At 73.1% G+C, this 12,686-nt stretch carries 11 protein-coding genes; 5 read left to right on the top strand and 6 right to left on the bottom strand.

The genetic code is table 11. From position 1 onward, the window contains the following. Window positions 1-20 precede the first annotated feature (20 nt). Window positions 21-890, bottom strand: a complete 870-nt coding sequence (locus LX15_RS26660; RefSeq protein WP_253672578.1) for a CPBP family glutamic-type intramembrane protease — start codon at window positions 888-890, stop codon at window positions 21-23. A gap of 133 nt (window positions 891-1,023) precedes the next feature. Between LX15_RS26660 and LX15_RS26655 the strand changes: the two genes are divergently transcribed. Both LX15_RS26655 and LX15_RS26650 read left to right on the top strand, forming a co-directional pair. Then, entirely contained in the window at window positions 1,024-2,364 is a 1,341-nt protein-coding gene (locus LX15_RS26655) for a sensor histidine kinase (protein WP_253672576.1), read from the top strand. Further along, entirely contained in the window at window positions 2,355-3,008 is a 654-nt protein-coding gene (locus tag LX15_RS26650) for a response regulator (RefSeq protein ID WP_253672655.1), read from the top strand. The genes LX15_RS26655 and LX15_RS26650 overlap by 10 nt, the downstream gene beginning before the upstream one ends. A gap of 178 nt (window positions 3,009-3,186) precedes the next feature. Here the strand turns inward: LX15_RS26650 and LX15_RS33690 are convergent, their stop codons facing one another. From LX15_RS33690 to LX15_RS26640, 3 genes are read right to left on the bottom strand one after another with little or no spacing between them, the layout of a single operon-like run. Beyond that, on the bottom strand, window positions 3,187-3,534 hold the full coding sequence (locus LX15_RS33690; RefSeq protein WP_372502798.1) for a transposase: 348 nt from the start codon (window positions 3,532-3,534) through the stop codon (window positions 3,187-3,189). Window positions 3,535-3,577: 43 nt separating this feature from the next. Further along, window positions 3,578-5,707 (bottom strand): glutaminase family protein, encoded by a 2,130-nt coding sequence (locus LX15_RS26645; RefSeq protein ID WP_253672574.1) that lies wholly within the window; start codon window positions 5,705-5,707, stop codon window positions 3,578-3,580. A gap of 54 nt (window positions 5,708-5,761) precedes the next feature. Further along, entirely contained in the window at window positions 5,762-6,313 is a 552-nt protein-coding gene (locus tag LX15_RS26640; RefSeq protein WP_253672572.1) for a 6-pyruvoyl trahydropterin synthase family protein, read from the bottom strand. 364 nt (window positions 6,314-6,677) lie between these two features. On the opposite strand from LX15_RS26640, the gene LX15_RS26635 reads away from it, so the two are divergent. Both LX15_RS26635 and LX15_RS26630 read left to right on the top strand, forming a co-directional pair. Beyond that, the gene (locus tag LX15_RS26635; protein ID WP_253672570.1) at window positions 6,678-7,397 is read left to right on the top strand and encodes a Crp/Fnr family transcriptional regulator; all 720 of its coding nucleotides are present in this window, start codon (window positions 6,678-6,680) and stop codon (window positions 7,395-7,397) included. Between the two features lie 134 nt (window positions 7,398-7,531). Further along, a complete protein-coding gene (locus LX15_RS26630) occupies window positions 7,532-8,668 on the top strand; it encodes an adenylate/guanylate cyclase domain-containing protein (RefSeq protein ID WP_253672568.1) in 1,137 nt (378 codons plus the stop codon). Window positions 8,669-8,765: 97 nt separating this feature from the next. Here the strand turns inward: LX15_RS26630 and LX15_RS26625 are convergent, their stop codons facing one another. Both LX15_RS26625 and LX15_RS26620 read right to left on the bottom strand, forming a co-directional pair. Beyond that, entirely contained in the window at window positions 8,766-10,028 is a 1,263-nt protein-coding gene (locus LX15_RS26625; protein WP_253672566.1) for an alpha/beta hydrolase family protein, read from the bottom strand. 404 nt (window positions 10,029-10,432) lie between these two features. Then, window positions 10,433-11,890 carry an L-lactate permease gene (locus LX15_RS26620; RefSeq protein WP_253672564.1) on the bottom strand — a complete coding sequence of 486 codons (1,458 nt, stop codon included), beginning with the start codon at window positions 11,888-11,890 and terminating at the stop codon, window positions 10,433-10,435. 100 nt (window positions 11,891-11,990) lie between these two features. Between LX15_RS26620 and LX15_RS26615 the strand changes: the two genes are divergently transcribed. Then, complete coding sequence (locus LX15_RS26615; protein WP_253672562.1) at window positions 11,991-12,536, top strand: helix-turn-helix domain-containing protein; 546 nt, start codon at window positions 11,991-11,993, stop codon at window positions 12,534-12,536. The last annotated feature ends 150 nt before the right edge of the window (window positions 12,537-12,686 follow it).

Raw genomic sequence — 12,686 nt, 5'->3', positions numbered from 1 at the left:
ACGGGCATTGATGGCGTGCCTCAGCACCGATCCCGCGCGGTGCCGCCGCTGAGCCGTCCACTGAGGACGATCCAGGCCGCCCCCAGCCCCAGGGGGACGGCGGTGAACGCCGTGACGCCCAACACCCCGATGCCGGCGCCGTCGGTCAGCAGGAAGCCCGACAACAGCGACAGGACCATGTTGTTCCCGGCGTGCGCGAGGCTCGCCGGCCAGATGCTCCCGCTCCGAACCCGCAACCAGCTCAACAGGATCTCCTGGAACTGGAACGACACCGTCCACACCGCGAGGCCGAGCACGACGTGGCCGAACTCGATGTAGCCGACGAACGCCAGCGGGTAGTGCCAGACGGCCCAGATCAGCCCGGTCAGGACCGTGGACAGCACCGGTCGCTCGGGGAACAGGCGCAGCCGCAGGTAGCTGGTCCACCCGAACTCCTCGCCCCAGTAGATCGGCGTCAGCAGCGGGACGACGAGTGTGATCACCAGGACCAGCGCCCAGCCCGGCACACCGGGGACCACCGCGTCCAGCGGCGCCATGCTCGGTGTCCAGACGCCGACCAGGGCGGCCGCCGCAGCGACCACACCGACCATCACCACCGGGCCGAACCACGCCGCCAGGTAGTACGGCCAGGCCGTCCTCGCTCGGAGGGCGAGGCCGGCGTCGCCGAACCCCTCCCTGGTCACCCACTTCCGCACGACGAACGCCGCGACGGCCGGCGCGAACCCGAACGGCAGTTGCACCAGCGGGTTGACCAGGGACAGGTCCGCGAGCCGGGCGAGCGCGATCCAGCCCCAGGCGATCCCGAACGCCAGCAGGAGGAATGCCGTCAGCCCGCGACGGGGTGCCGTGGCGGTCCGGACGGGATCTTGTCTGACGAGAGAAGTGGTCACGGCGCCAGTAGACCAGCGCCACAGTGGACGGATCACTACCCGTGGACGCCGGAGCAGGGGTAGTGCTGGGCCTACCCCCGAACTACGGCCAGAGGGCGGGAGGACGCCGCGTCCCCTGGGTAGCGTTCCTCCGGTGATCACCCGAACACCGAGGACCGCACTGGAGGCGGTGGCGCACCGGCGGTTCCTCCTCGGCGCGTGGCCGTGGCGTTCGCTGGGCCACCTCCTGGGGACGGCCCTGATCCTGCTGGCCATGGTGCCGCCCGTGTCGCTCCTCTGCCTGCCATGGGCCGCCGAGGTGTCCCGCCTGCTCAGCCCGTTCCCCCTCACCTTCGGGACCGCGGTGGTGTGGACGGCCGTCGGCGGGGTGTCGCTCGCGCTGGGGCTGCCGCTGCTGGCCGTGCCGTTGGCCAGGCTGGAACGCCGCCGACTGCGCCTGGTCGACCGACGGCCGGTCGAGGACGGGCGGCAGCGACTGTCCACATCGGACCTCCGGACCCGGTTCCGCGTCCGGTACACGGAGAGCGCGACCTGGCGCGAGGTCGGCTACCTCCTGCTGCTGGTCGTGCTCGGTCCGCTGCTCTGCCTCGTGGCCGGGTTGGTCGTGCTGACACCCACCATGCTCCTGTCCAGTCCGTTCCTCGTGCGGGCCGGCGAGCCGCCGATCGCGGCCGTCTTCACTACCGTCACCACGCGGGGGCAGGCCCTCGGATGCGCGACCCTCGGCCTGCTCCTCGTCCCGGTCTCCGCCTACCTGCTGGCCCTGCTGGCCGGCGCGCACGCGGCGGTGGCGCGCGTGTTGCTCCACGGCGGTCAGGAGCCGCTGCGGGCCGAACTGGTCGAGGTGACGCGCTCCCGGGCCCGACTGGTGGACGCCTTCGAGGCCGAGCGCCGACGCATCGAACGTGACCTGCACGACGGGGCGCAGGAACGCCTGGTGAGCCTCACGCTGCGACTCGGGATGGCGCGGCTGGACCTCCCCAGGGACACCCCGGCGTACCAGAACGTGTCGGCCGCGCACGACCAGGCCAAGCAGCTCATGGCGGAGCTGCGGGAGCTGGTGAGGGGCATCCATCCCCGGGTGCTCACCGACCGGGGCCTGCCGGCCGCGTTGGGCGAGCTGGCGGACCGCTGCCCGGTCCCGGTGTCGGTGCGCGCCGACCTGCCGGAACGGATGCCCGCCCCGGTCGAGGCCACCGCCTACTTCGTGGTCTCCGAGGCGCTGGCCAACGTCGCCAAGCACAGCGGCGCCGACTCCGTCTCGATCACGGCCCGGCGGGAGGGCGGCCTCCTGACGGTCGAGGTCCACGACGACGGGACGGGCGGCGCCGACCCGGACCGGGGCACCGGGCTGACCGGGCTGGCGGACCGGGTCGCCGTGATCGACGGCAGGATGTTCCTGTCCAGCCCGGCCGGTGGGCCGACCCTGCTACGTGTGGAGCTCCCGTGCGACCAGAACGTCCGATCCGCGTAGTGCTCGCCGAGGACGGCGTGTTGCTGCGGGAGGGGCTGGCCGGTCTGCTCGACCGGTTCGGGTTCTCGGTGGTCGCGGCGGTCGGCGACGCCGAGGCGCTGGTCGACGCCGTCACCGGGCACGAGCCCGACCTCCTGCTCACCGACATCCGGATGCCGCCGGGCCTGACCGACGACGGCCTGCGGGCGGCGGTGGGACTGCGCAGGGCGAATCCCGCGCTGGCCGTGGTCGCGCTCAGCCAGTACGTGGAGCGTGGCTACGCGGCGGAGCTGATCGACTCGGGCGACGGGGAACGCGTCGGCTACCTGCTCAAGGACCGGGTGGTCGACGTGGAGGACTTCGTCGCCACCCTGCGCCGGGTCGTGGCCGGGGGCACCGTCGTCGACCCTGAGGTGGTGCGCCAGCTCCTGAACCACCGGCGCGACCCGCTCGCCCGGCTGTCGCCCCGGGAGCGCGAGGTTCTGGCCCTGGTCGCGGAGGGCCACTCCAACGCGGCCATCGCGCGGACTCTCGTGGTCTCCGAGGCGGCGGTGGGCAAGCACGTCGGCAACATCCTGGCCAAGCTCGACCTGCCGCCGACCGAGGACACCAACCGCCGGGTGCTCGCGGTGTTGGCCTACCTCAGGGGTTCCGGCGCCGCCTAGGCGGTGTCCTGCGAGTCGTTGTCGCAGCCACAGGACGATGGCCTCGATGACGAGTTCGGCCTGGTAGCAGGCGACTCGCTTGGCATGACGCGGTCTTCGCGTTCCGGATACGGGAACGCGATGCGCCGCGTGCGCGGCGCTGTGCGGGTTGACGGGTGCGAGTACGCCTTGTCCGCGATCACCGCCACCGGCCGGGTCCCGGTCCGGGGCGGGCAACGCGGACCGGCCGAGCCCTTTCTCGCTGACGGCGAGGGCCTCGATCCCGGCGACGCATCCCCCGTCTTCTCCGGGCGCCGGCGGCGTGGTGGTGGGCCACGGACGATGCTGGAGCCGACGCTGACGATCCACGCCAGCCCGCCGACCGCATCCTCCTTGACGACCACCCGATCGAAGGCGCGCTGCCCGGCGCCGGCCGCGACCCCACAACCGAAAGCCACTCATGCGCGGTCTCCCACGGTCCGTACCGGTCGGGCAGGTCGCGCCACGGAGCGCCGGTGCGCAGTGTCCCCAGAATCGCGTTGATCACCTGGCTGGGCACGGGCAGCACGGGCAGCACCGGGACCGCCGGCTCAGACGGTGAGCAGGGCGAAGATCCCGCCGACCACGGGCCTGTTCTGGAACCCCCGGTTGACGGCCGTGGCCGTGTCGTGCCAGTCACTGAGCGGGACCCGGGAGGGCGTCTCGTGCGCGTAGCGGTGGACCCGCTCCACGATGAGCCGCCGCACCTCCTCGTGGTCGGCCAGCCAGGCCGCGCACCACATCTCCCAGTCGTTCTTGGTGTAGGTGTGGCGGACGTCCAGCGGAACGCCGTAGGGGTTGGCCGACCGCTGGTACCAGGCGGCCTCCCGCTCGGCGAGCCCCGCCGGGACCAGGCCGAGCCGGAGCAGGCGGTCGGCATAGGCGTTGTACTTCAGGCTCCAGCTCCCCGGTTGGTCGTAGGCCAGCATGAGGTGCTCGCCTGACGGGTCGCTGCCGCGCTCGGCCCACGTTCCCGCGTGGCGCGCGGCGAGGGAGCGGTAGTGCGCCTCGTCGGCGCTGTCGCCCACGGCGCGGGCGAGCAGGCTCATCGCACCGAGGCCCACGATGCCCTTCAGGGCCAGGTTGACGCTGTGCGCGATGGGTCCGGTGAAGTCGTCGGTGTGGTTCTGGAGTCCGGGGTCGAGCGCGTGGTCGGCCAGGTACTCGGCCCACTGGCGGAACAGGGGGTAGTGCGCCGACACGAACCGCCCTCCCTCCTCGGGCGGCAGCCGCTCGACCAGGGCCGCCGTCATGACGAGCAGGTTCGCCGACTCCTCGACGGGCATGTCCCCATCGCGGTACGCCTGCCCGTCGGCCGAGGGATAGCGGCCCAGGTCGTGTGGCGCGTACGCGTTCGTCCACCCGGTGCGCGCGTAGTCCAGCACGGGGAGGAGCAGGGATCGGAGGAACGTCGGCGCGAGGTGCAGGTAGAGCGGGCACGTCGGGTAGAGGACGTCCACTGTGGATGTATAGCCGCCCGAGGAGGTCTCCTTCTGGAACGCCCACGCGACGCCGTCCCGTAGGACCAGCTCGGCTCCGGCCGCCGCCTGCCGCAGGGCGAGGCGACACAGGGAGGCGTAGGCCGGGCCGCCGGCGGCCACGGCCTCGCTGACGAGCCGTCGGTCCAGACGCTCGGCGCGCCGCCGGGCGGTGTCGAGGTCGGCGCGGAACCAGACGAGCATCTCCGGCCAGCCGTCCCAGTAGGACGTCCACAGTGGAGGGAGTGTGGTCCCCTGGTACCGGATGGCGGGGGCGCGCACGTGGGCGAGCAGCAGGACGAGGTCGCGCCCCGGCTCGCCGGGCCGCACCACGCCCAGATCCTGACTGAACCCGGCGACGGGCCACGCGTCGTCGATCGCGCGGGGCATCCGGGGGTCCACGTGGTCGGCCAACGCCCCGGTCATGGCCTGCCGACGCACCGCGGTGTCCTCCCCGATCTGCCAGGTCAGGCCGGGGACCGCGTCGGCGGCGAGCACCACCGATCCCCACGCCGCCTGCTCGTTCCGCTCGGTGAGGGGCGCGGGCTGGTCCGGGGTGAAGGTCAACGCGGTGAGCGGCCACGCGCCGGGGAGGTCGTGCCGCTCCCACCGCACCATGCTGGTGCGGTCTCCGTGCGCCCATTCCGCGGAGATGTCCAGCGCGACGCTGACCCGGTGCGCCGCTCCGTCCGCGCTGCGCGCGGTGACCAGGACGAAGCTGGCGGGGATCGACTGTCGTCGCGGGTCGTCCAGTTCGACCGGGGAGAAGAACGTCACCGTCAGCGCGACCCCACCGCCCTCCAGCGTGAAGACGGACTCGGTGCTGGTCAGGGCCGTGCCGGTCTGCCGCATGCGCGCGAGGCCGGGGAGGTCGGGCCGGCCGGCGAACACCGACGGCGTCCCGTCGACGACCGCGATCCCGCACAGGGCGGTGACCGCCCCGTTCCAGAACCGGCTCCACGAGCCGGTGAGGTCGTCGTCCATCAGCCACGTGCTCAGGTAGGGGTTGCGCACGACCAGCGGGGTGGCCGGTGGTCGAAGGGGAGCCGCCGGGTCGGTCGACCCGGCGGGGCTACTCCCCTGGCCCCGCGCCGAGCCCCACGCGGCGCCCTCGCGTGTCGCGAGGCTCGTGGCCAGCGCCGCCATCCCCATTCCGCGCAACAGGGTTCGCCGGTCGGGGTTTCCACTCGACGTGCGCGTCATCGTGATCTCCTTGGCGCGGTCCGCGATGCGTGCGGAGAAGGCGGAAATAGCAGCTCAGAGGTCGTCGGGGCGGTAGCTGGCCGTGTTGAGCGGCGCCTCGCGCACGAGGACCCCGCCGACGCGCGCCCGAGGCGCGGAAGGCAGGCCGGCGAGGACGTCCCGCGCCACGCGGAACAACAGCACGGCCACGGCCTCGGTCGTCGGCCACGCCAGGTCGCCGGCCGACCTCTCCGCGTCGGTCGCGCTGTGACCGGCCCCGAACCGGAAGACCTCGCACCCGGCCGCCAGCAGGGGTTCCACGAGCGGGTCCTCGATCCCGAGCATGGTCGCGTGGTCGAGGTGGGTGTCGACCCAGTCGCGGACCCCGGCCTTGAGGCCGCCGAACTCCACGACGGTCAGGTCGCCGTCGAGGGCGTGGGCTCGGACCTGCACGACGACCCGCCAGGAGTGGCCGTGCAGGCTGGCGCACCTGCCGCCGAGCTGGGGCAGCCGGTGCGCGGTCTCGAAGGTGTGCCTGATCGTGATCCGGTGGGCGTCGGGCGGGCTGTCCTGCCGCTCCGGGGCGTTCGCTCCGGGCGCGCGGGCGGGTGATGTCGGGGCGGGCATGAGGTCGCCACCTCCGTTCGGACGGGCCAGTCGACCGTCGTGCGTCCCTCCCCGACTTCCGGAGCCGCGCCCGGCGCGAGGCGAGGGCAGGACCAGTCAAGGACGGGAGCCTGGCCAGCGCCCGGGGGTACGCGGGACGGCGATGACGCGCCACCCCGCGTTGACCTGCGTGAACAGAGCTGGATCACGGCGGGGGCAGCGCCGCGGTTCACCCTTTCAGGGATACGTTCCCGGTCGCCGGACACGGGAACACGGAGGCCGCCACGCGTGCCTTCGGACGCATTCTCTCGACTCGCCCCCGAACGGAGTCACCCGCCGCTACCGTGACCGGCATCACAGAGCGGCTGATCGGGGAGAGGCGACGATGGCGGCTTTCCCGGCCTCCGGCGAGGACACGGGCGGGACCGCGCCCTTCTTCTCGACGATCCCGGCCTCGGAGCGCGCCGAACTGCGGGCGCTGGGCGACGTCCGCGAGTACGCGGCCAGGGACACGGTGCTGCGGGTCGGGGAGCCGGGCGCCTCGGCGGCGGTCCTGCTCTCCGGGCACGTCAAGATCGTCGGGGTCTCCGCGGCGGGCGTCGAGGCCGTGCTGGGGTTCCTGGGCCCGTGCGACATCGTGGGCGAGTTCGCGGTGCTCGACGGCCGGCCCCGCTCCGCGTCGGTGGTCGCCCTGACCCGGCTGACCGCGTTGGTCGTGCCCGCCCCGGCGTTGCGGGCCCACCTCGACCGCCGACCCCGCACCGCCGCCCTGCTCCACCGGACGGTCCTGGCCCGGATGCGGCAGGCCAACCACGACCGGGTGGAGCACACGGGAGCCGCCAGGGTGGACCAGCGGCTCGCCCGGCTCCTGCTCGACCTGGCCCACCGGTTCGGGCGGCGCGAGCGGCACGGCGTCGTGATCGAGGTGCCGTTGTCGCAGGAGGACATGGCGAGCTGCGTCGCCGCGTCGCGGGAACAGGTGGTCCGCGCGCTGCGGGCGTTGCGCAGCGAGGGCGCGGTGACCGTCCGGCGGCGCGAGGTCACCCTCGTCCGACAGGAGCCGCTCCTCCGGCGGCTCGCCCCGGGCAACCCGGCAACCGGGTGACACAGGATCTCGGTCGGAGCGCGGTTTCGCGGCAGTGCGTCACATGACGCGGTCGGACCGGGCGTTCTCGACCACTCTTCGGCGTAACCAGGGCCCAATCCCCTCTCTCCCCGTGACCCCTGTGGAGGTTGGCCATGAAGTACTTCGAGGCGTTCAGCGACGCGCTCCGCACCGAGGACCGGCCCCGCAAGACCATCCTGTTCGCCGACATCGTCGACTCCGCGAAGCTCAAGGAGCGCACCGCCGAGGTGAACTGGCTGCCGACGATCGGGAAGTTCCTCGACATCGCCACCGGGGCGGTGCAGCGCGAGGGCGGGCAGGTGGTGAAGTACCTCGGCGACGGCGTCCTCGCCGTCTTCGACGACTCGGGCAGCGCCAACGCGATCCGGTCGGGGATCGCCCTCCAGGAGGAGCTGCGCCGGCTCCAGCAGGAGACCACGTTGATCCAGAACTGCCAGTGCACGGTCGGCATCGCCACCGGCAAGGTCGTCGAGTACAACACCCCCTCCGGCGCGATCGACGTCATCGGCAGCACGGTGGACCTGGCCGCGCGGCTGTCGACCTCGGCCGCGCCCAACGCCGTGTGGATCGACGTCAACACCTTCCACGCCGCCGACATGACCAAGATCGGCTCGGAGATCGGCAGGGCGCTGGACCGGCCGACCAACGAGTACCACCTCGCCGGCGAGGTCGGGCTGAAGGGGTTCGGGCAGCGGGTCAGCTACTACGAGATCATCTGGGCGCAGAGCCAGTTCGGGGCCAGGAACGAGACCGTGCGGGAGAGCATCCAGGTCTCCGCGGGACCCCGGCCGGCCCCGGCGAGCCGGCAGGGTCAGGACCAGGACCGGTTCACGCACGGCACGGTGGACAACTGGAGCACCGAGAACGGGCGGGGCTTCGTCCGGTCCGAGCGCGGGGAGTTCTACGTCGACCGGAGGTTCCTCGCCGAGGGACAGCGGGACCTGGTCAGGGGCGCCAACGTCCGGTTCCTGCCGACCGAGCCGCTGCGCGCCGGCGACCGGCCGTTGGCCGGCGCGCTGGTCCAGGAGGGGTGGCGGATGAAGGGCGTGTTGCGCAGGGTGTTCGCCGACCGGGGTTTCGGTTTCGTGGACGTGCGGGACCAGCGGGACAACACGCAGCAACTGTTCGTGCACCTCGGTGACGCGGCGAGCCGGTACCGGGTGGGCGACCCCGTCGCCTTCGTCGTCACCTCCAACCGCCGGGGCCTGTCCGGGCAGCTCGACGAGGACGTGGTCCCGCCGACCCAGTAGGACAATCCACTGTGGACCCTCCAGTCGGCGACTGGAGGGTCCACAGTGGACTTATTGGGACTTGTGGGGACCTCCGTCGGGGAGCGCCCCGGCTCTCTCATGGCACCAGCCGCACATCCGGGTGAGCGGGCGAGGGACCGTCGAACAACGACGTCGGGCGCTGGCGCAGGTGCAGGTCGAGGAACGCCGTGAGGTAGGCCCGCTGCGCCGCCAACGACCGGCCGGGGTCGATCGTGCCAATCAACGTGGCCACCCGGTCCGCCGGCACCCCGAGCCTGGTCGCGAACTGGGGAAGCAGGGCTTGGACGTCCGAGAACGAGATGTGGGCCGCACCGGCGAAGTTCAGCTCGCGCACCCATCCCCGCTGCGCCTTCCGGAAGGAGGCCCACGACGTGTCCCGCTCGCGCGTGTGCTGCTCGTTGGCCAGGAGGAGGAACGGGCGGTCGAGGCCGGCCTCCACGACCGACCCGTACATCCGGCCGTCGATGTTGACGCCCGCCACGACCCGGCGGTCGTCGTGCGTCACCTGCGCGGCGGCGGCGCCACCGAGGGAGAAGCCGGCCGAGGCCACCCGGGAGAGGTCGAGCGCGCCCCGCAGCCCCACCGGCAGCCGGGCGCCGTCCACGTCGGGGTTGCGCCCCTGGTCCAGCGCCGCGACCTGGTCGAGGACGAACCGGGTGTCCGCGACCCTGGTCGTGAACGCCGTCTCGACGTCGGCCGGGTTCTCGCCGGACGCCCTGCCGCGTTCGATCCGGCCGCCGGGGAACTCCACCTGCATCGCGTCGTACGTGTGATCCACGGTGACCACCACGTACCCCCGACTGGCGAGGTCCTCCACCAGCACGGTGTTGAACGTCCGGGGCGACTGGAAGCCCGAGGAGAACAGGACGACCGGCCTTGGCCCGCCCCGCCGGTCGACCGGCGCTCCCACATGGGCGTGGGTCCTCGTGCCCGCCCAGTCGACGGAGCCGCTGGGCACGCCGAAGTACCGCTCCACGTCGTTGCGGTCGAGGTCGGCCGCGGCGCCCGGGGACAGGTGCGGGGCAACCGGGTGGTGGTCGGCGTGCCGGGCGGGGTACCAGACGCTGATCATCAGCTCGCGGTAGGGACGGCCCTCGACCCACGGGTCGGGGCGCGACCGGTCCACCAGGTGCAGGTCCACCTTGCCCACCTGGTGCGGCCCGGTGGGCGCCGGCAGGGCCAGGGACAGGGGTGTCGCCGGGGCGGACCGGACCGGGGCGGTGGCCGGGGACGCGCCCGCGCCCGCGTCCGCGACGGCGACCGGGGCGGCGAGCGCGGTCACCACCACCGCGGGTAACGCCGTCAGGGCGAGCCGTCGGGACCAACGAAGTCTCCGCATCCGGGCTTCCTTTCTCGCACTGGGGCAGCCAACGCCATCGTGCCAGAGAACGATCAGGCGTCACCGTCCCCACGAGCGGCTCACAGGCACATCAAGCGTCCACAGTGGACACTGTGGACGCTGTGGACGCTGTGGACAGTGGATGTCGACATGGTCCGTGAACGCGGCCCGAGCGGGTGGACGTGCGCACTCGCGTTCCGGCACCACCGAGAGACGTGTCGCGAGTGGTCACGGGCCGAGCGGGAGTCGCACCCCGGGACCTCGGACCGCTCGTGCGTCAGGACCACACGGTGAACCGGTTCGGCAGGCGGGACAGGGAGTCCGGTCCGCCACGGCGGGAGCGCGTGGCGGACCGGACCATGGCCCGGACCCCGTTGTCCGGGAGGTCGGGCGCGGCCCTCGCCTCAGGCGGAGAGGACCGTGATCGCGGCGATCGCGACCAGCACGACGACGTCGACGAGCGCGACCACCGGAAGCACCTGGCCCGGGGACGTGGTGTCGGGTGGCGCGCCCGCGCCGCCGTCCGAAACCGTGTTGCGGGCACTGTTCTGGACGTCGTCCTGACTGGAGGCGAGCTGGGCGGCGAGCGTCACCCTCGGCAGCGAGACCATGATCGACAGCGCCGCGGAGACGTTCTGCGCGCCGACCAGGGTGAGCGCGGGAACGCCGAGGGAGTGCGCCGCCGCGGCCTGACTGGCCGCGAACATCGCGTTGGCCCCGGTGTTCGAACCGGCGAGGAACCCGCCGAGCGCGGCGACGAACGGCGCGATCGCCAGGTACACCGGGCCGAGGCTCGCGGCCGCCGTGGCCAGCGCGGCGCTCATCCCGGTCACGGTGAGCAGCGCGCCGAGGGCGAGGAAGGCGACGGCGGACGCGGCGACCGGCCACGCGCGCCGCGCGCCGGCCGTCACGCAGGCCCGCGCCGCGCCGGCGGGCACGTCCTCCAGCCGGGGCGTGACGGCGACGGTGACGAGGAGCCAGAGCGCTGGGCTGACGAGCACCTCGGTCCACCACGCCTCGGTCCCGACCAGCGCGACCAGGAGTCGGCTGCCCATCAGCCCGGCCAACAGCACGAGGTAGGGCCGCAGCGTGCGTGCGACGCCCTCTCCCGTGCGCCGGCCCAGCACCAGCACGCCGGTGATGACGGCCAGGCCGCCGAGCACCCCGGCCAGCGGGACACCGATCCACGTGTTGGTCGCCCAGATCACGCCCCACAGCACGCCGGTCGTGACCAGGAGGTCAGGCAGGGTGGAGATCAGGCCGCGCCAGCCGGTCGCCACCACCAGGGCGCCCGCGCCGGCCAACAGGAACACGGGCAGCGACAGCACCGCGCTGCGCACGCCCAACTCCTGGAAGGCCACTCCCCCGAGCTGCGCCCCGACCAGCGTCCCCGGTGCCATGGAGCCCCACGGGACCGTGACCAGGCCGAGCAGGCCCGTGATCGCGGCCTGCCGGGCGGACAGCCCCAGCCGGCGCAACAACGGGATCGCGACCACGACGCCGATGCCGAAGCCGGTGACGGACTCGGCGAACGGCGTGACGCCGAGGACGACGACCACGACGGCGCGGCCCCGCCCGCCACACGCCTCGGCGATCGCGTCAGCGAGCCGGCGCTGCGTTCCGCTGGCGGCCAGCAGCTCGTTGAGCACGACGCCGCCGAGCAGGATCAGCGCGACCTCCACCGCGGTCGGCGCGAGCCGCAGGCCGGCCGCCGCGAGGGCATCGGGCGAGGTGGGGAAGGCCAGGAGGGCGAGCACGACGGCGACGGCCACCGCGCCCAGGGCGGCGGTGAGCGCGGTGCGGCGCAGCAGCAGGAGCACGAGGGCGAACACGGGGGGCACGGCGGCCAGGGCCGCCGTCACCGGGACCTCCGGATGAGCGACACGACACTTCTCCTATCGGGCACTACTGTTCTCCTTCGGGAGAACCACGCTAGCGGACTATAGGAGAGGAGTTCTACCTTTGGAGAAAGACTTTGGCGCCGAGGTCCGTCGACTCCGCCAGGAGCGCCAGCTCACGCTGGACGAACTCGCCGAGCGCAGCGGGGTGTCCCGCGCCGCGCTGTCCAAGATCGAACGGGGTGAGCGGAACCCGAGCCTGCACTCCGCGCTCCAGATCGCCGAGGCGCTCGGCCGCCCCCTGTCCGAGCTGGTCGGCTACACCGCGGCGACCCCGACGGTGGTGCGGGGCGACGAGGTCTCCCGCATGGTCGACGAGAGCACCGGCGCGGTCCGCGAGGCGCTGCTGGAGCCGGTGCCGGGCAGCGAGATCATCCGGTACACGCTGCCGCCGCGCAGCGCGCCCGCCGCGTTCCGCCCCCACCCACCGGGCACGCGCGAGTCCTTCGTGGTGCTGACCGGGACGCTCCGGGTCACCGCCGGCGAGACGACGGTGGAACTCCACGCGGGCGACGCCGCCGTGCTGCCCGGCGACCGCGTCCACCGGCTGAGCAACCCCGGCGACACCGAGGCGGTGTTCCTGCTCCTCGTGCTGCGCCCACGGGCGTGACCGCCCGGCGCTGGCGCCAGAACCTGTCAGTCCACTGTGGACGCCTCAGGTGAGTCGGCGGGTCAGGTGAACCGGCGGGTCAGGTGAACCGGCGGGTCAGGTGAACCGGCGGGTCAGGTGAACCGGCGGGTCAGGTGAACCGGCGGGTCA

The sequence above is a fragment of the Streptoalloteichus tenebrarius genome (assembly GCF_024171885.1).
In the GTDB taxonomy this organism is placed as follows: domain Bacteria; phylum Actinomycetota; class Actinomycetes; order Mycobacteriales; family Pseudonocardiaceae; genus Streptoalloteichus; species Streptoalloteichus tenebrarius.
Note: the sequence above shows the minus strand (reverse complement) of the source record. Positions and strands in the feature narration are given on the sequence as shown.